This is a genomic window from Halococcus qingdaonensis (assembly GCF_024508235.1).
GTDB lineage: Archaea > Halobacteriota > Halobacteria > Halobacteriales > Halococcaceae > Halococcus > Halococcus qingdaonensis.
This window is the reverse complement of record NZ_CP101943.1, coordinates 878692-898227: the sequence shown is the minus strand read 5'-3', so window position 1 is coordinate 898227 and position 19536 is coordinate 878692. Positions and strand designations below refer to the sequence as shown.

20 protein-coding genes are annotated in these 19536 nt (G+C 66.3%); 10 read left to right on the top strand and 10 right to left on the bottom strand.

Annotated elements, in window-relative coordinates; translation table 11 throughout:
* Nucleotides 1-27 precede the first annotated feature (27 nt).
* Both NO363_RS04760 and NO363_RS04755 read left to right on the top strand, forming a co-directional pair.
* Nucleotides 28-1260, top strand: a complete 1233-nt coding sequence (locus NO363_RS04760; RefSeq protein ID WP_256687242.1) for an ornithine cyclodeaminase, nickel-pincer nucleotide-dependent — start codon at nucleotides 28-30, stop codon at nucleotides 1258-1260.
* A 63-nt stretch (nucleotides 1261-1323) separates the two neighbouring features.
* Nucleotides 1324-1767 carry a hypothetical protein gene (locus NO363_RS04755; RefSeq protein WP_256687240.1) on the top strand — a complete coding sequence of 148 codons (444 nt, stop codon included), beginning with the start codon at nucleotides 1324-1326 and terminating at the stop codon, nucleotides 1765-1767.
* A gap of 19 nt (nucleotides 1768-1786) precedes the next feature.
* On the opposite strand, the gene NO363_RS04750 is transcribed toward NO363_RS04755, so the two are convergent.
* Nucleotides 1787-2125, bottom strand: coding sequence for a four-helix bundle copper-binding protein (locus tag NO363_RS04750; protein ID WP_256687238.1), 339 nt, complete (start codon nucleotides 2123-2125; stop codon nucleotides 1787-1789).
* 421 nt (nucleotides 2126-2546) lie between these two features.
* On the opposite strand from NO363_RS04750, the gene NO363_RS04745 reads away from it, so the two are divergent.
* Nucleotides 2547-2696, top strand: coding sequence for a hypothetical protein (locus NO363_RS04745; RefSeq protein ID WP_007741190.1), 150 nt, complete (start codon nucleotides 2547-2549; stop codon nucleotides 2694-2696).
* Between the two features lie 305 nt (nucleotides 2697-3001).
* On the top strand, nucleotides 3002-3274 hold the full coding sequence (locus NO363_RS04740) for a DUF7967 family protein (RefSeq protein WP_256687237.1): 273 nt from the start codon (nucleotides 3002-3004) through the stop codon (nucleotides 3272-3274).
* A 9-nt stretch (nucleotides 3275-3283) separates the two neighbouring features.
* Here NO363_RS04740 and NO363_RS04735 read toward each other — a convergent pair whose 3' ends face one another.
* Both NO363_RS04735 and NO363_RS04730 read right to left on the bottom strand, forming a co-directional pair.
* Nucleotides 3284-4432: an MBL fold metallo-hydrolase gene (locus NO363_RS04735; RefSeq protein ID WP_256687236.1), complete on the bottom strand. Its 1149-nt coding sequence runs from the start codon at nucleotides 4430-4432 to the stop codon at nucleotides 3284-3286.
* A 98-nt stretch (nucleotides 4433-4530) separates the two neighbouring features.
* Nucleotides 4531-5937 carry a dihydrolipoyl dehydrogenase family protein gene (locus NO363_RS04730; RefSeq protein WP_256687235.1) on the bottom strand — a complete coding sequence of 469 codons (1407 nt, stop codon included), beginning with the start codon at nucleotides 5935-5937 and terminating at the stop codon, nucleotides 4531-4533.
* A gap of 319 nt (nucleotides 5938-6256) precedes the next feature.
* On the opposite strand from NO363_RS04730, the gene NO363_RS04725 reads away from it, so the two are divergent.
* Nucleotides 6257-7201 (top strand): phytoene/squalene synthase family protein, encoded by a 945-nt coding sequence (locus NO363_RS04725; protein WP_256687234.1) that lies wholly within the window; start codon nucleotides 6257-6259, stop codon nucleotides 7199-7201.
* Here NO363_RS04725 and cruF read toward each other — a convergent pair.
* Genes cruF through crtID form a run of 3 tightly spaced genes read right to left on the bottom strand, consistent with a single transcriptional unit; the run spans nucleotide 7198 to nucleotide 10443 of the window.
* On the bottom strand, nucleotides 7198-8049 hold the full coding sequence (gene cruF, locus NO363_RS04720) for a bisanhydrobacterioruberin hydratase (RefSeq protein WP_256687233.1): 852 nt from the start codon (nucleotides 8047-8049) through the stop codon (nucleotides 7198-7200). The two genes, NO363_RS04725 and cruF, sit on opposite strands and share 4 nt — an antisense overlap.
* The gene (locus NO363_RS04715; protein WP_256687232.1) at nucleotides 8039-8935 is read right to left on the bottom strand and encodes a prenyltransferase; all 897 of its coding nucleotides are present in this window, start codon (nucleotides 8933-8935) and stop codon (nucleotides 8039-8041) included. Before NO363_RS04715 ends, cruF begins: the two co-directional genes overlap by 11 nt.
* Nucleotides 8932-10443 carry a bifunctional phytoene desaturase/3,4-desaturase gene (gene crtID / locus NO363_RS04710; protein ID WP_256687231.1) on the bottom strand — a complete coding sequence of 504 codons (1512 nt, stop codon included), beginning with the start codon at nucleotides 10441-10443 and terminating at the stop codon, nucleotides 8932-8934. The genes NO363_RS04715 and crtID overlap by 4 nt, the downstream gene beginning before the upstream one ends.
* A gap of 74 nt (nucleotides 10444-10517) precedes the next feature.
* On the opposite strand from crtID, the gene NO363_RS04705 reads away from it, so the two are divergent.
* The 4 genes from NO363_RS04705 to NO363_RS04690 all read left to right on the top strand — a co-directional run bounded on the left by NO363_RS04705 (nucleotide 10518) and on the right by NO363_RS04690 (nucleotide 14326).
* Nucleotides 10518-11963 carry a carotenoid oxygenase family protein gene (locus NO363_RS04705; protein WP_256687230.1) on the top strand — a complete coding sequence of 482 codons (1446 nt, stop codon included), beginning with the start codon at nucleotides 10518-10520 and terminating at the stop codon, nucleotides 11961-11963.
* A gap of 43 nt (nucleotides 11964-12006) precedes the next feature.
* Nucleotides 12007-12696: an SDR family oxidoreductase gene (locus NO363_RS04700; RefSeq protein ID WP_256687229.1), complete on the top strand. Its 690-nt coding sequence runs from the start codon at nucleotides 12007-12009 to the stop codon at nucleotides 12694-12696.
* A gap of 51 nt (nucleotides 12697-12747) precedes the next feature.
* On the top strand, nucleotides 12748-13599 hold the full coding sequence (locus tag NO363_RS04695; RefSeq protein WP_256687228.1) for a ZIP family metal transporter: 852 nt from the start codon (nucleotides 12748-12750) through the stop codon (nucleotides 13597-13599).
* Nucleotides 13600-13678: 79 nt separating this feature from the next.
* On the top strand, nucleotides 13679-14326 hold the full coding sequence (locus NO363_RS04690; protein WP_256687227.1) for a helix-turn-helix domain-containing protein: 648 nt from the start codon (nucleotides 13679-13681) through the stop codon (nucleotides 14324-14326).
* A 264-nt stretch (nucleotides 14327-14590) separates the two neighbouring features.
* On the opposite strand, the gene NO363_RS04685 is transcribed toward NO363_RS04690, so the two are convergent.
* From NO363_RS04685 to NO363_RS04675, 3 genes are read right to left on the bottom strand one after another with little or no spacing between them, the layout of a single operon-like run.
* Nucleotides 14591-14911: a transcription factor S gene (locus NO363_RS04685; protein WP_244698803.1), complete on the bottom strand. Its 321-nt coding sequence runs from the start codon at nucleotides 14909-14911 to the stop codon at nucleotides 14591-14593.
* Between the two features lie 35 nt (nucleotides 14912-14946).
* Complete coding sequence (locus tag NO363_RS04680) at nucleotides 14947-15924, bottom strand: beta-ribofuranosylaminobenzene 5'-phosphate synthase family protein (RefSeq protein WP_256687226.1); 978 nt, start codon at nucleotides 15922-15924, stop codon at nucleotides 14947-14949.
* A 34-nt stretch (nucleotides 15925-15958) separates the two neighbouring features.
* Complete coding sequence (locus NO363_RS04675) at nucleotides 15959-16990, bottom strand: glycosyltransferase (RefSeq protein WP_256687225.1); 1032 nt, start codon at nucleotides 16988-16990, stop codon at nucleotides 15959-15961.
* 94 nt (nucleotides 16991-17084) lie between these two features.
* On the opposite strand from NO363_RS04675, the gene ilvD reads away from it, so the two are divergent.
* Complete coding sequence (ilvD, locus tag NO363_RS04670; protein WP_256687224.1) at nucleotides 17085-18818, top strand: dihydroxy-acid dehydratase; 1734 nt, start codon at nucleotides 17085-17087, stop codon at nucleotides 18816-18818.
* Nucleotides 18819-18913: 95 nt separating this feature from the next.
* Here the strand turns inward: ilvD and NO363_RS04665 are convergent, their stop codons facing one another.
* Nucleotides 18914-19339, bottom strand: coding sequence for a hypothetical protein (locus NO363_RS04665; RefSeq protein ID WP_256687223.1), 426 nt, complete (start codon nucleotides 19337-19339; stop codon nucleotides 18914-18916).
* Nucleotides 19340-19536 lie beyond the last annotated feature (197 nt).

Genomic DNA, 19536 nt, shown 5'->3' with positions numbered 1-19536 from the left:
CTTATCTACCGACGAAAACGCAACCATATGACCGTCTCGCGCGAAGTCGAGCTCTCGGGACATATCATCGACTCGGGGATGATGCAGTCGTGTTTCGGCGTCATCATGGATCTCGGCGGCTCCTTCGAGGTCGACGAGTTCGACATCGGCCGGAGCGAAGTCGAGGAATCGTACGCCCGCCTCACCGTCCTGGCCGACACCGAGGACGAGCTCCAGTCGATCGTCCACGAACTCCATCAGAACGGTGCCACGCCTTCCCATCCCGTCGACGCGACGCTCGAACCCGCCCCCGACGATCAGGTCGTACCGTCGGGCTTCTACTCGACGACGAACCACCACACCGAGATCCGCCACGACGGCGAGTGGATCCCCGTCGAGCGCATCGAGATGGACTGTGCGGTGGTCGTCGAGAAAGAAGAAAGCGGCGAACCACGCGCCTTCACGAAGGTTCTCAACGCCATCGAGGAGGGCGAACTCGTCGTCACCGGCGAGACCGGGATTCGCGTTCGTCCGCCCGAACGCCCTCGGAACCGCGAGGGCGCGTTCGGCTTCATGCAGGGTGGTGTCTCCTCCGAGCGCCCATCGGAATCGACGATCGCGAAGGTCGCCGAGGCGATCGCCGAAACGAAGCGCGAGGGTGGCTCGGTGCTCGCCGTCTGTGGGCCGGCGCTCATCCACTCCGGCGCGCGCGAATCGCTCGCCCGCCTGGTCCGCGAGGGCTACGTCGACATGCTCTCGGCGGGCAACGGCTTCGCGGTTCACGACCTCGAACGCGATCTCTACGGCACCTCGCTCGGGATGAACACCGAAACGCTCGACCACCCTCGAAAGGGCCACAAACACCACATCTACACGATCAGCGAGATCATCCGTGCGGGCTCCATCGAGCAGGCGGTCGACGAGGGGCTGGTCGAATCCGGCGTGATGTACGAGTGTGTCGCCAACGATCGCCCGTTCGTGCTGGCGGGATCGATCCGCGACGACGGCCCGCTGCCCGACACGATCACGGACTCGGTCGACGCGCAGAACGCCATCCGCGAGCAGGCCCACGAGGCCGACATGGTGCTCATGCTCTCGACGCTGCTTCACTCGGTCGCGGTCGGCAACTGCCTGCCCTCCTCGACGCGGGTCGTCTGTGTCGATATCAATCCCGCGACCGTCACGCAACTGCTCGATCGCGGGAGCGCACAGGCGGTCGGCATGGTCACGGATATCGGTACCTTCGTGCCGATGCTCGTCGAGCAGCTACTCGACGAATAGTCCCCACTCGTCGGCGACCGATCCGCCACCAGATAAAAAGGCGCGAAAGCCGTTCTCGTCGATATGACATCCGTACGGTCGCGGTTCGGTCGACCGTCGGGAACGACCTTCGGCCTGGCCGTGCTGGCGGTGATCGTCGGCGCGCTCGCCGCCGGCGGGCTGTTCGTGTGGCTCGGGACTCGGGGGCCAGTGCTGTCACCCGAACCGGCGGTCGGGTCGGTTGCACTGGAGGTCGCCGGCGCGAACCGACTCCCCGTCGTCGGCTACTTCGGAGTCGGGATCGAACGGCTGTATCTCACGGTCGGATCGCTGTTAGTCGCGCTCGTCGGCGTCACCGTCGGTCTGATCGACCGCTGGTGGAACGTTCCGGCCGCCGTGCTGGTCGGCGCGGCGGCCGCCGGAACGGTGACGGTTCTCAGCGGCTGTGCCTGTGGGAACGGGTCGACGATGCTACTCGCCGAACGGACCATCCGGCGCGTTCTCGACGGGACCGCTCTGCTCGTGTAATGAAAAACCGTGCTCTGGTTCAGGCCATGGCCCGACAGCTCTCGGCACATCGGGGCAGGATTTCGGCACAGGCCTGACAGTGATCGTGATCGTGCTGTTCACATTCCTCGGCACACGCCTCGCAGGCGTCGGCGCACGCCTGGGCGACCTGTGAGTTGAACGCCGAATCGCGGACGCACAGTCGCGCACAGAGCGACGCGAGATCCGCGACGTCACGGCACAGTCGGATACACTCGGCCATCTCCTCGCCGTGGCCCGCACACTCGTCTGCACACCACTCGCAGACCTCGGCGGCCTCGATGCAGCTGTCGACGCACGCTTCCATCTCGTCGCTCAGACCGATCTGTTGGACTGCCATTGCACTCTCACCGAGGAACCGCTCGTTTTTTGCCGTTCTGGGCAACGTTCTTCGGCTCGGTACCCATCGTCGTTTGCCGATCCAAAGCGAAACCGCTGGCAGATCTCTGAAACGAAAGCGACCGCTCGATCGGATGGGTCGCCAATCGAGCCATCGAACCCGGTACGTGGTCTCTTCGTCGTCTATCGAACCCGTCGATGTCGGCGATCGGTCCGTCTCCCATCCTCGTCGAGCGCACTCGGTGATATCCCGAAGGATTTCCGTCGGATGCGGGGACTTCGTTTCGGCAGGTAATACATCCGACATGCGCTCCGCTCCATCCTGGAAAATCGGAAAAAGTTCCCAGTAGAGGATGCGTGACGCTGCGACGAAATATGGGCGTATCAGAGCGATTATGCACTGGTGCGGGTTACGGAGTGGCATGAGTCAAACACCGACGACGAGCGACGTGACCTGTCCCGAATGTGGTTCCAACAACGTTCAGATAGCGGACTCCACCGCCGATGCCGACGAGTCACATTACGAGTGTCTCGACTGCGAGCACGAGTTCGAGACGTCCAAATCCGAGTAGCGCTTCACATCGGGGAGCCACAGGCCGGTGCCCGAAGGTACATGCAATACCATGCTCTCAGCCCCGGTTGGTTCGCCTGACTTCGTGGATCTCGGCGTGGTCGAGTGCGTCGAAGAGCAACTCACCCGTCCAATCGCACTCGGTACACTCGTAGCGCGACATGGCGAGCTAGTAGGAAGGGGCCATCGTCTTAGTCCGGTCGGCCCCTCGTCGATATCGATGCTCTCGGGCTCACGGGGAGAGCGTGATCTCGTCCACCCCGCGACAACCGAACCGCCTAACCTGGTGGTCGCCCTTCTCCCGATATGGCCGACGAAACCGATACCGTCCGCGTCTGGCTCGTCGAGCGTGGGTACAACAACCGCGATCTCATCATCCTCAAGTACGCGACGCCCGACGGCGAGCGACTCTTCCGCCGAGAACTCGCCGCCCAAGCCATCGGCGTCGACACCGTGACCGCCGCGAAAGACGTCTCGACGGACGATCTCGAACGCATCGACGACTCCGATCTGCGGGAACGCTACGCGAGCGAAGTCGAGCGCATGGCCGACGAACACGACCCCGACGACACGATCTGATCGAGCCGCTCAGGCCGCGCAGTTGTTCGCTCCCGTCTCGAGCGTCGTCGCCTCGGTGGCGTTTCTCGTGTTCTCGACGCCGCGATTGATCGCGATGATCGTCTCGTAGTTGTCCGGTTTTGCGGGGACGTCGTCGACCATCCGCTCGACGAAGGCGTCTTCGTCGAGATCCACGAGATCGAGCCGATCGCGCACATCGCCGAGCGTGGCACCGACGAGCTCGCCCGGTTCGGCGTTCGCGTAGGTGCCGTCGTCGTGCACCGTGACGTGGTCCGGCAGAACGATGAGTTCGTCGGGCAGTTCGAGCAGCGTGTCGTGGAGAGTGTCGTACTGCATTCGCGCGCCCGTCTCGGCTTCCTCCTCGCCGAATTCGAGTTCCGTGCGGCCGACGGAATCCAGGAAGAGACTGTCGCCGGTCAGGAGGACGCTATCGACGCGGTAGGCGACCATCTCGGTCGTGTGGCCGGGTGCGGCGAGCGTCTCGATCTCGCCGTCGCCGATCGAGAGGGTCTCGCCGTCGGCGAGTGGTTCGAAATCGACGGCGAGATCGCGCTCGGCTGCCTTCTCGCCGAGGTAGTACGGAACGCCGAGCCGATTTGTAAGTTCACGACCGCCGGAGATGTGATCGGCGTGGACGTGCGTGTCGAGCACGCCCGTGATCTCCAGGCCGTGCTCGGCGGCCGTCGTGATGTACTGGTCGGTGTGGCGGGTCGGATCGACGACAATGGCTTCGCCGGCGCGCTCCGAGCCGACGAGATAGGAGAGACAGCCCTTCGCACGGCGCTGGAACTGCCTGACGATGAGGTCGTCAGACGCGGTCTCGACCGTGGCGGTCTCGTAGAGTTCGTTCCAGGCGCGCATCCCACCGGTGACGACCGAGACGTCCGCGAGCCCGTCGGCGTCGAGTTCCGAGGCGAGCCGCGTCGATGTCGCACCCTTTCCGCAGATGGTGAGTATCTCGTCGCCGTCTGCCAGTTCCGTGATCCGGTCGCGCTGGTCGTCGCTCAGCTCTTCGGCCGGTCCGAACGGGACGTTCTCCGCACCCGTCACGCGCCACGAGTCGTAGCTCTCGGCCGGGCGTGTGTCGACGAGGACGTAGTCCTCGGCATCCCTATCGAGGCGCGTCGCGAGATCGCGCGCGGTGATCGTTCCGAACATGCCCGCACGTACGGTATTGTGGAGAATAAGCATTTCCGATCCCCGATCGTCGCGCGGGATGCTCACACGCGTGGGTTCGACGCGAGCGAACGGAGTGTTCACTCCTCGATCGTCGAGCGCGCCTCCCGGACGAGTCCGTCGATCAGTTCGGGCGTCGTCGGATGGTAGGCACGATCGGGCACGTCCCGGACGTCCATCCCGGTCTCGACGACGACCTGCATCGTCTTCGCCATCACGTCCGCGTCGTGGTGGAACCCCTGGTAGCCGAGCACGGTGCCGTCGTCGGCGTCGACGACGAGCGTCGCGAGCCCCTCGGGGACGGCCTTCGTCTTGAACACGCCGTCGTCGCGTGCTTCCCGTGTGACCGTGACGTACTCGTGATCGGTCTCCTGAACCGAGGCCTCCGAGTGGCCGACCCGGACGAACGGGTAGACGCCGAGGGCCGCGAAGATAACGTGGTGATGGATCGGGTCGTAGACCGAGAGCTCCTCGCTGTCCCGGTGTGCGAGGACGTTCTCGGCGGCCGTGATCCCCTGTTCCTTGGCGATGTGGAGGATCGGCTCGCGGCCGTTCGCGTCGCCGACGACGAACACGCGCTCGTCGTCGCGGGCCTGCATCGTCGCCTCGACCCACTCGGAATCGGGGTCGGGATCGAGCGCCGATCGATCGAGCTCCAACCCATCGAGAGCGGGCCGGCGACCGGTGAAGAGAAACAGCTGGTCGGCCTCGACGACATCCCCCTCGCCGTCGCGTTCGGTGTGGAGACGGACGCCGCCCTCGGTCTTCTCGATGCTCGTGGCCTGTGTCTCGGTGCGGAGGTCGATGGGGAACTCGTCGCGATAGAGCTCGGTCAGCGCGTCGTCGAGCGCGGGATCGCCCTCGTCGAGCACCCGCTCGCTGCGTTCGAGCACGGTGAGCTCCATCCCGCCGACCTCGGTGAGATACGGGACCAGCTCCATCCCGATGTAGCCGAATCCGAGGACGATCCCGGATTCGGGGAACTCGGCCGCGTCGAGCACGTCGTCGCTGGTGAGATAATCAACGTCCTCGATGCCGTCGATCGGCGGGACGTTCTGCGTCGAGCCGGTGGCGACGACGACGTAGTCCGCGTCGAGCGTCCGCTCGCCGACGGCGATCGTGTGGTCGTCGACGAACGTCGCCGTTCGGTGGACGAACTCGACGTTCTCGCGCTCGGTCAGCTCGTGGAGCGACTCGCGCCGGTGTTCGGCGAACCCCTGGACGTGGCGGTCCTTCATCGCGACGACGTCGTCGAGATCGACGGTCGGTGCGCCCGAGAGGCGGTCGTCGTGGCGCGCCTGGAAGCGGTGTGCGCCGGCCGAGAGCAGTTCTTTCGAGGGCATACAGCCGCGGAGGAGGCAGAGCCCGCCGCCAGGCTGGCCGTCGTCGACGAGCGTCAGTTCGACGTCCGGTTCGTCGACGAGGCGCTCGGCGGCGGCGATGCCCGCGCTCCCGTACGCACCGATGATGACGATGTGGTCTGTCATGGATGGATGGACGAGCGCGTTGCCGGGACGCCCGTGCCTGTTCGCGTCACGACAGCGACGACCAAAAGCGATGGCGATGCGGCGGTCGTCGCGCGATCGGGATGGCGACGACCTCGACGAACTCGCTCATCGGTTCGCTCTCATTACTGATCGATCGCCAGGAATCCGACCGATCCGATCGGGAGCAACGAACCGGGAACCGGTCGAAATCGGCGAGTTCGTTCCCTGGACAGGAATAGTTGGTTCTATTATAATTCGTTCTTAGACTTCACAGCGTACAAACACATAAGTCGCTCTCGCCCCAACGGAACACACTGACATGGTCGACGATACGCAGCTCGCCGAGAGCAAGGCTATCCATCGGCGAACGGGGACCACCTTCTATGTCGCGACACGACTGCTCCCCGAGCGCGTTCGCCACGCGACGTACGTTCTCTACGCGTTCTTCCGCGTCGCCGACGAGATCGTCGACGACCCGAACGGTCCACCGCCGGCCGAGCAGCGCGCACAGCTCGCCGACCTCCGCGAGGGTGCGCTCGGCGGCCCGACCGACGACTCGGTCGTGGCGGCGTTCAGCGATCTCCGCGAACAGTACGGAATTCCCGACACCGCCGTCGAGGAGTTCGTCGACGCGATGGTCACCGACATCGACACGGACAGCTACGAAACTCACGACGAGCTCGACGAGTACATGGGCGGGTCGGCGGCCGCCGTCGGCGAGATGATGACCGTCGTCATGCGGCCCGAAAACCCCGAAATCGCCCGGCCACACGCTCGTGCGCTCGGCGAGGCGTTCCAGCTCACCAACTTCCTGCGCGACGTGCGCGAGGACGTCGTCGAGCGCGATCGCATCTACCTTCCCCAGGAAGTCCTGAACGAGCACGACGTCACCGAGCGACAGATAGAGCGCTTCGAGATGGACGACGATTTCGCCGTGCTGATGCGATCCGAACTCGAACGGACGGAGAAACGGTATCGTGAGGGCGTCGCCGGCATCAAATACCTTCCCGAGGACTGTCAGCTCCCCGTCCTGCTCGCGGCCGTACTCTACGCCGACCACCACCGACTCATCAGGGATCGCGGCCACGACACCCTCTCGACGACGCCCGAACTCTCCTCGACGCGAAAACTTTCGCTACTCGTCCGCACCCGCTGGCACTGGCTCTGGAACAAGGATCCCGAAGCGGTCTTCGCGGCGGTGAGCACGATCTCCGACAGCCCGCAGTACGTCCACGAGCCGGAGGGCGTGACGCCGACGCGCTAGCCCTCGGTCGAACCGGGCTCGCCGCTCCCGAGACCCGCCACGTCGAACCGATCGATCTTGACGAGTCCGCCGGCCAGCACCAGCGCGACGCCGACCGGCACCCAGTTGCCGAAGACGGCGTTGATCGAGCCCCAGAGCACGACGAAGCTCACCAGATCGTCGAGCATGAAATCGCAGTTTTCGAGCCGGTCCAGCAATCGTGCGCGATCGAAGCCGTAGTCCAGTAGAAAGACCGTCACGGTGGCCGAGAGCACCCAGCCGACGTAGTTCGATACCGGAACGCCGTAGAATACCCCGCCCGAATAGCTCCAGAAGCCGATCGCGACCGCGCCGGGATCGAGCACGACGTCGACGAGCAACACCGTACAGATCACCGCGACGAGGCGCACCGCGCGCCGCCGGGCGAGGTCGCCGAGTACGAGCTGGCAGAGCAGGTAGCTGTTGAACACCAGCGGAAGGAAGAAGACGGGCAGGCCGAGCGGGACGGCCCCGAACAGCATCGGGCCGAGTTCGATCGTGTAGGAGAAATCGCCGTAGGGCCATCCGGTCAGCACGCCAATGAGCTCGATCCCGAACGAGTAGGCGACGAGCAGGCCGGTCGCGATCGCCGCCCGGCGGTCGAACAGCGGCGCGATCCCCGCCACGAGCGGGAGGCGCATCACCGCCGTCCCGAAGAGGATGAGATACGGGTTGTATCTGAGCGGCGGGCCGACGAGGCCGGCAGCGCTCGCGAGCAGCAAGGCTGCGCCGACAAGCGGGAAGACCACGGCGATCGTGAAGCGGTTCTCGGCGACGAGCTCGTCGAGGCGCGCCTCGATGCGCTGGCGGGTCGCGCGCTCAGCCGCCATAGATCAGCCTCCAGAGCCCGCCGAGGGTGAAGGCTATCCCGACGAGCGTGTTCACCGCGGGATACCACCAGTAGGCGCGGTCGACGTCGATCGACGAGCGGGCGATGGCGAAGACGAGAACGGGGTAGGCGAGCAGGAGCACGGCGAGGAGGACGTGGACGAACGCGAACGAGACGGCCGCGGCGAGCCAGCAGAGTGCACAGTAGCCGTAGGTCCGTCGCTCGCCGAGCGCCGTCGCCGTCGTCCGGATACCCGCCGCTCGATCGGGATCGATGTCCGGGATGGCCGAGAAGGTGTGCATCCCCATCGTCCAGAGCCAGCCGCCCGAGACGGCTGCGATCGGCGGTAACTCGCCCGCGACGGCGGTGTAGGCGATCACGCCGGGCAGCACGTAGAGCCCGTTCGAGATCGAGTCGAGCAGCGGCGTGGTCTTGAATCGGAGTGGTGGCGCGCTGTACTCGACCGCGAGAAAGACGAAGAGCGCGAGAACCGCGAGCGACGCCGGCGTGAGCACCGGGACGAAGCCGAGCACGAGCAGCCCGCTCACGATAACGGCGGCGAGCACAGTTTTATTGCCCGTGTATCGCACCTCGCGGTCGTCCTTTTTGGGGTTGCGTTCGTCGATGTCGGCATCGAAGACATCGTTCACGCCGTAGAGGAAGACGTTCGCTGGGACGAGGAAGTAGGCGAACAGTGCGAGCGCGATCGGTGCGAACAGGCCGGTGGGCGATTCGGCACCGTAGGCCACGCCGACGACGACCGGCCCGGCGAGGTAGAACCAGAACCGGGGCCGTGAGAGTCGCAGGAGATAGCCCGTCGTGGTCGTCTCGGGTGGGAGAGTCCCCTGCAGTCGGTTTACGCCGCGACGAACGCGCTCGCGACTCATCCGTGGTCTTCGACGACGGCGCTCGCGGCGTGTTCGCCGCTGATGAGACACATCGGTACGCCGATGCCCGGTGTGGTGTACGAGCCCGTGAAGTAGAGGTCGGGAACGGCGTCGGAGCGGTGGGGCGGCCGGAAGAGGGCGGTCTGGCGGAGCGTGTGGGCGAGTCCGAGCGCCGTCCCCTGCAGACTGTTGTAGCGCTCGGCGAAGTCGTCGATCGAGAACGTCCTCTCCAGAACGATCCGGTCGGCGAGTTCGACGCCGGTGTTCGTGGCGATATCGTCGAGGATCGAGTCGCGGTAGCGCTCGCGGATCTCGGGCGTGTCGTCGAGCCCCGGCGCGATCGGCACGAGCGCGAAGAGGTTCGAGTGGCCCTCCGGCGCGACGGTGCCGTCGGTCTGCGAGGGCACACAGAGGTAGTAGGCCGGGTCGTCGGGCCACGCCGGCTCGTCGAAGATCTGTTCGAAGTGGCCGTCCCAGTCGGTCGGTAGGACGAGCGTGTGGTGGGCGAGCGGATCGACGTCACCCTCGACGCCGAGGTAGAGCAGGAAGGCGGAGGGCGCGAGCGTGCGCTCGTCCCAGTACTCTTCCGTGTACTGGCGCTCGTGTTCGGGGAGGAGTTCCTGCTCAGTGTGGGCGTAATCGGCGTCCGACACGACGATGTCGGGCGTGTGCTCGCCCGCAGCGGTGTCGAGCGAGAAGCCGCCGCGCCGACGCGTGATCTCGCCGACTTCCGCATCGGTCTCGATCGTGACGCCGCGTTCGTGCGCGAGCTCGGCGATGCCGGCAACGACGCCGCCGAAACCACCCTCCGGGTAGTAGACGCCGAGGTTGAAATCGACGTGGCTCATCATCGTGTAGAGCGCGGGCGTGTTCTTCGGCGAGCCACCCAAAAAGACGAGCGTGTACTGCATGATCTGCTGGAGCTTCGGGTGCTCGAAGTAGTTCGAGACGTGGCTCTCCATCGAGCGCAGCAGGTTCAGCCCGACCGGCGCGGACCGGAACACGTCGGTGTCGACCCAGTCCCGGAATCGTGGACGATCGGTGTAGACGAACCGCTCCATCGCCGCCTCGTAGGTCGACTCGCTCTGTACGAGATAGTCGTCGAACGCCGCGGCCGCACCCTCCTCGTAGGATTCGAAGACGGCACGCACCTGGTCGCGGTCGGGGGTCAGATCGACGCGATCGCCGTCCTTGAAGAACACACGGTAGTGGGGATCGAGCCGTTCGAGTTCATAATAATCCTCGCGATCGGCGTCGAAGTGGTCGAAAAAGCGCTCGAAGACATCGGGCATCAGATACCAAGACGGCCCCATGTCGAAGCGAAAGCCGTCCTGTTCGAACTGCGAGGCACGGCCGCCGACCTGGCCGTTCTTTTCGAGCACCGTGACGTCGGCCCCCGCAGCCGCGAGGTAGCACGCCGCCGAGAGCCCGCCGAACCCTCCGCCGACGACGGCGACCGTCCGACCGGACAGCGATGCCGCGTCCGACCCTGCCGCGAGCGCATCCATGTGGGATGATACGGCGGCGCGTATAAAAGGCGACTGACCCCGGACGCTATGGCCGCTGCGCTTCTCGACCGTGTATGGATCACCGCCTCGGCTTCGAGCCGATCTCGGAGGAACTCGATCGCGTGCGCTTGCCCGTCGAGGGAGATCTCCCTGACTGGCTCGCGGGAACCCTGCTCCGCAACGGCCCCGGCCGCTTTCGCGTCGGCAACCGGACGCTCAACCACTGGTTCGACGGCTTCTCGCTGCTCCGTCGGTTCGCGATCCAAGATGACGAAATCCGCTACTCGAATCGCTTTCTCCGGAGCGAGGCGTACGAACACGCCCGTGAGCACGGCGAACTCGGCTTCCGCGAGTTCGCCACCGTCCCTGACACCGATCTCCGCGACCGACTGAAACGGCTGCTCTCACCGAGGATCACCGACAACGCCTGCGTCGATATCGAGACACGCGGCGATGCCGTCGTCGCCACTACCGAAAGCCCGCGACCGCTGGCGTTCGATCCCGAGACGCTCGAAACGCACGGCCAGCACGCTCGCGAACCATTGGGAACCACGACGACGGTACATCCACACTACGATGCTCACCGCGGGGAAACGATCGGCTACGCGACGCGTTTCGGTCGGAATCCGGGCTATACGCTCTATCGAATTCCCGACGGGCGGACGGAGCCCGAGATCGTCGGCGGCGTGACGGTCGACGAGGCCGCCTATCTCCACAGTTTCGCGCTCACCCCGAACTACGTGGTGCTCGCCGAGAACCCGTTCGTCGTCTCGCCGCTCGCACTACTCCGGGGATCGACCGTGGCCGGGAGCTTTACCTGGAAACCCGAGCGCGGCACGCGCTTCATCGTCTTCGATCGCGCGTCGGGCGACGTCGCCGCGACCCACTGGACGGAGCCGTTCTTCGTCTTCCATCACGTCAACGCGTTCGAACGGGGCGGAAGGATCGTGCTCGATCTCGTGGCCTATCCCGACGCGTCGGTGGTCGACGCGCTCGGCCTCGACAACCTCCGCTCGCCGTCGCCGACGCTCCCGACGGGCGAACTCCGCCGATATCGCCTTCCAGAAGATTCGGCACGCGATATCGAACACGAGACGCTTCATCCGGGCCATATCGAATTCCCGACGATCGACTACGCGCGCCGGAACACCCGCCCGTATCGCTACGTCTACGGCGTGAGCAATCGAGAACGGTCGCCAGCGGCGTTCCAGAACCAACTTATGAAGATCGACGTCGAGACACGGACCGCCGAGACGTGGGACGAGCTGAACTGCTATCCCGGCGAGCCGGTGTTCGTGCCTGCTCCCGAGACACCCGGAACTGCAACCTCGCGACGGGAGGACGAGGGTGTGCTCCTCTCGGTCGTGCTCGACGCCGACGCCGGGCGGTCGTTCCTCCTCGTGCTCGACGCGGCGACGGTCGAGGAGCGCGCCCGCGCCCCGGTCCCACACGCGATCCCGTTCGGCTTCCACGGCCAGTTCTATCGTGACGGCGAACGACCGACGCGCTCGATGGCCTGACGGGGAGGGCAACGCGCATTAGCGTGGCGAGCTATCCGGATACATGGACGATACCATCGCGCTCGTCACGGGCGTGAGCCGGGGCGTCGGCCGGGCGGTCGCACACCGTTTCGCCGAGGAGGGCGCGCACGTCGTCGGCTGTGCACGCAGCACGGACGCGCTTGACGAGCTCGCCGCGGACGCGGACGAGCTGGACGGCGAGATCACCACGCAGCGCGCCGACGTGCGCGACGAGTACGACGTGGAACGGTTCTGCGAGACCGCGGCGGGCGTCGGCGGGATCGATCTCGTGGTGGCGAACGCGGGCGTCTATCACGGCCCGGCCGGCGAGACGCCGCTGGCCGACGAGAGCTACGCGGCGTTCGACGATCACCTCCGGACGAACGCCCGCGGGGTCTTCGCGACGGTGCGCGAGGCCGTCCCCCACCTCGCCGACGACGCGCGCGTGCTCGTTCCGACGGGGGCGATCGCCCGCGAGGCGCAGGCCGGCTTCGGTTCGTACGCCGTCTCCAAGGCGGCCGCGGAGGCGCTCGTGCGTGGATTCGCGACCGAGTTAGACAGTTCAGTAGGGCTGCTCGATCTCGGACAGGTCGCGACCGATCTCGCGGGCGAAGCCGGTCGCGATCCCGCGGACATCGCCGGGATGTTCGTCTGGGCGGCGACCGAGGCCGACGACGACGAGCTCGACGGCTCGGTTCTCGACCTGCGCGCGTGGCGGCAGGCGACGCGTTGAGACAGGCCGTACGACGGATTTATTAACTTCGGCATTGATGTTGCTAACAGAATGGAGAACATCGGAGCGGTCGGTCTCGAACGGCGCGAGCGAGTGCCGTGGATCGGCGTCGTCGGGCTGGTGGCGTTCGTCGCTCTCTCGGTGCTCGGGGCACTCGCAGGACTCTGGAAACTCCTGGTCGTCGGCTGGGTCGCCTTCGCCGCGATGGGCGGCGGGGCGGTCCTCGGCGCGCGCTCACGGGAGCGGAACGCGGCGCGATCGGTCCGAGCCGACGGGCTCGCGAGCGGCGCGATGATCACGAGCGCGGCCATTTTCCTCGTCCCCCAGGCGATCGGCTATCAGCCCCAGTTAGGGGGGCTCGGGATCGCGGCCGGGATCGTCGCGGGCTACGCCGGCCACACCGTCGGCCACCGCCTCACGCATCTCGATCTCCCGCTCGAAACGACGACCGCACAGCTCACCGCACACGCGCTGGCCGCCGGACTCGTCATCGGGACGGTCTACACTCTCCTGCCGGAGCTCGGACTGTTGCTCGGCCTGAGCATCGTCTCGCACAAAGCGCCCGCGGGCTACGCCGCCGCCGATCGCCTCCGAGCGGAGAGACTACCGGTCGGCGCGATCGCGCTGCCGGCGGCCGGTGTCGGGATCACGGCGCTGCTCGTGGGGCTGGTCGAGCCGCCGAGCACGATGGCGCTCAATGCGGTCGTCTTCGGCTTCGCCGCGGGCATCTTCCTCCACATCGCGATGGATTTCCTGCCCGAGTGTGAGACCGGCGGCGAGCACGCTCACGACCACACGCATGGCGCGGCCCACGCACACCTCGATCGACTGCGCACCCACGCGGTGGCGAGCACGATCGCCGGTGCGGGCGCGGTGGCGCTTGCGTGGCTACTGATCGCCTGAAAAACCGCGATCCGCACCGATTCGTTCGACTCCATCCGTCGGAAGGCATTTTGCTATTTGGTAGCATAGATCAATTGCTATGAGCGTCATCGCCGAATGCAGCCTCGATCCGGATCGGCTCTCGTTCGCGACGGCGCTGTCGGCCACCCCAGCGATCGAACTCGACGTCGAACGGGTGTACAGAACGCGCTCGGCGATGCCGGTCGTGTTCTGCTGGGCGCGCGGCGACGGCCTCAACGCCTTCGAGAGCGCGCTCGCGGACGACGAGACCGTCACCGATGTCCAACGGTTGAGCAACGCGAGCGACCGGCGGCTCTATCGTGCCCGACTGACCGGTCGGGCGTCGGTCGTGACCTACGACGCGTGGGTCGATCTCGGGGCTGCACGGCTCGAAATGCGGTACGTCGACGGCCGCTGGCACGCCCGCATTCGCTTTCCCGGCCGCGATGCGCTGGCCACCTTCCGGGAGTTCTGTCTCGACCACGATCTCGATTTCCAACTCGATCGGCTCTACGACAGCGATGGCGACGACACCGAGACGGCTCGAAACCGCCTCACGACCAGTCAGCGCGAGGCGCTGCAGCTGGCCCACGAGGGCGGTTACTTCGGGGTGCCACGCGAGACGACGCTCGCCGAGATCGCCGCGGAGCTCGGTATCTCGAACCAGGCCGCCTCCGAACGGCTGCGGCGCGGCTGCGGGCGACTCGTCAGCGATCGGTTCGGGTGACATTCACTTTCGCTATCATGCAGGACGGTTTCGGTCGTCCCCGATAATCATGTGGTGGGGTGGCTCCCCGAACGGTCCGTTGCGTGGCATCACCGTACCGTTCCCGCCCCCGTTTTCCAGACGTCGCACGACCAGTGACGGCTCGATCTCGATCGTCGGGTCCGGCAGGTCCCAAAGGAACCTCGGAGAGAAAGGTGTCCAGACCGTCGATGACGCGGCGCTCGCTCGCGTCAAGGTGGACAAAACCGTTCGATCACGGTGAGATCAGCTATAGCCGCGCCAGCGATGGCCGCACTCGGTGCATTTGAAAAATCGCGTCGGTGGCTCGTCGGCCGAACCGGTCTGTTTGATCGTGTACCACGCGCGCTCGGCACCGCACTCCTCGCACTCGACTTCGGCCGTCGGTTTCCCCTCGTCGGCCGCGTCCTCGCTCGTCTCGATGACGTCGCTATCGCTCTGTGATTCGGTGCTCACGAACGACGCCGCCACCTCCTCGTCCTTCGGCACGCGCGCCCCGCAGTCCGAACAGACCATCTCGTCGCCGTCCGCGTGCATCATCGAGCCGCAGTCGTCGCAGAACTGCATGGATCGGGATAGACGCTCGACGCGCAAAACAGCACCTATTCCACCGTTTCGATGCGCGCGCTCTCGTTATCCGGCTCACAGATCAGGACGTCGCCATCGACGCCCGCGGCCGACAGCGCGTCCTGGGCCGCCTCTCGTGCTGTTTGGGCGCGCTCGTCGTCCGTGAGCCCATAGACGGCGGGCCCCCAGGAAGATTGGCCCGCACCGGCCACGGCCGGCGAGCGTTCGAGCACGTCGATGAGATCGCCGAGCGGCGGGCGATAGACGCCACCCTGTTCGTCGGCGTACCACGCACCGTTGAGGCGGCTCACGGCGGCGATCGCGCCACCGAAGGCGTGCCAGTCGTCCTCGGCGACCGCCGGGAGCAGCTGCTGGGCGACGATACGGGCGATATCGTCGGCGATGCTTGGATCGGCGTGTTCGACCACGCGCTCGATGCTCCGATCTTCGTGGTCGTCGCTCCGGCCGGGGGTGATCGCCGGGACGACGAGCACGAACCGCCACGAATCGGCGAGCGCGTGGCGAGCGGTCGGTTCCGGCACTTCCCACTCGCCCGCCGCGGGGGGTTGGGTGGTGAACCGCTCGGCCCGATGGCCGGCGTCGGCGACGAACCCACCCGACTCGAACGTCGCACAGCCGACGCCCGAACGCCCGCCACGGCCGAGCTGCGGCGCGCGTTCCCGGACCCGTGGGTCGTGGTCGTACGCCCGCGCGACTGCGGCGAGCGTCGCGAGCGCGAGGCGCGTCCCGCTCCCGAGGCCCACGTGTGCTGGCAGTCGTTCGTGAACCGTAAGGGAGACGCCGGGGAGATCGAGCAGATCGAGCGCGCGTGCCGCGTACTCACTCGCGTCCGGGTCGTCACAGCGGAGTTCGTCGGCCGGCGCGGCCTCGATGCGGAGTCGTGGCTCGCGGAGAGAGATTCCGAGACCGCCGTAGAGCCGCTCGCGAGCGAGCGAGAGGTTCTGAAAGCCGAAATGGATGCGCCCGCCGGCAGTGACCTGAACCCGCGTCATACCACACCAAACGAGCCCGCGTGAAAGTCGCTTTCTACTCGATGGCCGCGAGCACGGTCGTCGCCGCCCGCCCGGCACCGTTCTCGTACACCGGGCGTTCGAGCGGCTGGTCGACCGCGCGCACCACGTGTGCCATCGAGTGTTCGACCTGGAACCCCCGCAGTCCCGTGCGCTCGATCACGCGCGAGACGCCGTGCTGTTCGTCGGTGAACGGATAGACGATACAGGGCGTGCCCGCGACCGCGGCCTCCATGACGGTCGAGTAACCCGAGCAGACGACGCGCTCGGCGGCCCGGAGATACGGCAGCAGCGCCGGCACGCAGTCCCAGTCCTCGCCGCCGACGAGCGTCACTTCGTGGCCCGCCGTCCGGAGTCGTTCGGTGAGCGCTTCGAACCCCATCGAGTACGCACTCGGCACGACCAACACCTCGGTCTCCTCGGGTGCGGGCGGCTCGTCGGCGGGCACGTCGGTCTCGTGTGGGCTCCCGTCGGCCAGGACGCGCCGCTGCTCGTCGGTCGTCGCCGTCGGCGCGACGTCGAGAGCGATCGGCGGGATCGGCGTCACGCCCGCCGGGTCGCCGCGGTCGGGCGGCCAGATCGAGGGGTAGAGAAACGCCTCGGCCGAGTAGAGCTGGTGGCGGTTGAGCAGCCAGGTGAACCCCTGCTCGATGACCGCGTCGTAGTAGGAGGCGGCGTTGTGCGTACAGACGAACAGCGGGAGATCGACGAACTCGACGGCCATCGCGGCGAACATGTCGTCGGTCACCAGCGCGTCCGGCCGTTCGCGACGCAGCCAGCGCACGTAGTCGTACACCCGAAGCGCGCTGTTGGGGAGGCTGTGGCCGAGCACGTGCAGCAGCGAGCCGCCTTGGTAGTCGCCGATGAAGTCGACGGAGGCTGGTTCGAACTGCTCGTAGCCGTTGCGTTCGATGAAGCGTGCGCCCGGGCCGCCGCCGGCGAGCGTGACCGTGGCCCCGCGGGCTTCGAGCGCTCTCGCCACCGCCAACATCCGGGTCGCGTGACCCGCCCCCTCGGGGTAGTGTGCGACGGCCACGGTCGAACTCATCGTCCCCTTCTGTCAGCGCAGCCCTCAAAACTGGTTCGACTCGCCCCTCGGGCGCTTCAGTGGCACTTATGTCCGTGGCAACCGAGACCGAACCATGAGTCAGCAGTCCGAACGGCGCGACGAGGCCGAGACGCCCGAGCGCCTCCGCAGCCGGGAAGTCACCGACGGTCCCGAACGTGCGCCCCATCGGGCGATGTTCCGCGCGATGGGCTTCGACGACGCCGATCTCGACTCGCCGATGGTCGGCGTGGCCAACCCCGCCGCCGACATCACGCCCTGTAACGTCCACCTCGACGACGTGGCCGACGCCGCCACCGACGGCATCGACGACGCCGGCGGCATGCCGATCGAGTTCGGCACCATCACGATCAGCGACGCGATCTCGATGGGCACCGAGGGAATGAAGGCCTCGCTGATCTCCCGGGAACTGATCGCCGATTCGGTCGAGCTCGTCTCCTTCGGTGAGCGCATGGACGCGCTCGTCACCGTCGCGGGCTGCGACAAGAACCTGCCCGGGATGATGATGGCCGCCATCCGCACCGACCTTCCAACCGTCTTCTGCTACGGTGGTTCTATCCTCCCCGGCGAGCACGAGGGCCGGGACGTCACAGTGCAGGACGTCTTCGAGGGTGTCGGCACGTACGCACAGGGTGATATGAGCCGCGACGAGCTCGACGATCTCGAACGCAACGCCTGCCCGGGTGCCGGCTCCTGTGGTGGAATGTTCACTGCGAACACGATGGCCTCGATTTCGGAGGCGATCGGTCTCGCACCGCTCGGCAGTGCCAGCCCGCTCGCCGAGAGCGACGAGCGCGAGGCGGTCGCCCACGAGGCCGGCGAAGTCGTTCTGGATGCGATAGCGGCCGACCGCAAACCGTCGGACATCCTCACGCGCGCGAGCTTCGAGAACGCCATCGCCCTCCAGGTCGCGCTCGGCGGCTCCACCAACGGCGTGCTCCACCTGCTGGCGATGGCCGCCGAAGCCGACATCGGACTCGACATCGACACGTTCGACGAAATCTCCCAGCGCACGCCGAAGATCGCCAACCTCCAGCCTGGCGGCACGCGTGTGATGGAGGATCTCCACGATATCGGTGGCGTTCCGGTCGTCATCCGCCGACTCGTCGAGGGCGGCTACATGGACGGCGACGCGATGACCGTCACCGGGCGCACGATCGACGAGGAGTTGGACGAGCTCGATCTCCCGGCCGACGACGAGATCGACGCCGACTTCCTGCGCCCCGTCGCCGATCCGTTCGACGAGGAGGGCGCGATCCGTATCCTGAAGGGGAACCTCGCGCCCGAGGGCGCAGTTTTGAAAGTCACCAGCGACGACGAGCTTCGACAGGAGGGCACGGTCAGGGTCTTCGAGGGCGAGGAGAGTGCAATGAAATACGTCCAGGAGGGCCACGTCGAGTCGGGCGACGTGGTATGTATCCGCAACGAGGGGCCGCGCGGCGGGCCGGGAATGCGCGAGATGCTCGGTGTGACCTCGGCGGTCGCCGGCCAAGGCCACGCCGATGACGTGGCGCTGCTGACCGACGGGCGCTTCTCGGGTGCGACGCGCGGGTTCTCTATCGGTCATATCGCCCCCGAAGCCGCCGCCGACGGTCCGATCGCTGCCCTTCGGGACGGCGACACCGTCAGCATCGACGTTGACGAGCGCCGCCTCGACGTCGATCTGAGCGACGAGGAGATCGAGTCGCGGTTGGCCGAGCGCGACCGTCCCGAACCGAACTACACCACCGGCGTGCTCGCGAAATATGGAGCGACCTTCGGCTCGGCGGCCAACGGTGCGGTGACGAACCCCGGTGTGAAACGAGAGTAAGGCGCTGCTGGCGATCGGTGGCGTAGCCGGCGATGAACTGTGTCGGCCGGGAAAATCGAGGGGATCGGTGTTCGTGTCTCGACACCGCTCGTCGTTCACGAACTGATGGCGGTGACGACGCGCCGTGTGCCAGCCCCGACGGCGGCGACGGCGACGCCAATCGCGAAGGCAGCCGCGAGAAGTACGGGTACGAAACCGAATCCAGCTGGATCGTAGCTGGGAACGAGATCGAAAGCGAGCCAGAGAGCCACCGAGAGCTCCAATCCGAGGACGGCCATCACTGGCACTAATGCACTCACGAGTAAGCCATCGTTGCGGTAGGCACTGATCAGCGCCACAGCCCCTGCGAGCACCGGGATCGAGGGAATGATCAGGAGATACGTCAACGGGAGCCCATCGTAGATCGGGAAACTCGTGTAGAGCACGAAACTCGCGAGGAAGACAGCAGCGGCGAGAACGAGAGTCCGTCGTGTGCGATGCCGGTCGCGACCGAAGAGGACAGCGGTACTGACGGAGCTCATGGTAGCACCCTTTAGTTTCCAATTACAAATAACTGAGTACCACAATTTAATACCCATCGTGACACGGCAGATCGATTAGGATCGCTCAAAATCCGGCAGCGAGTGTCAGTGTGTTGTTGTGATGGTTGCAGGTAGCGGATATTGGCGTCTGCCGTCGCAGAGCGACCGTAGGCTCAGGAGAGTTCACTCACCTGGCG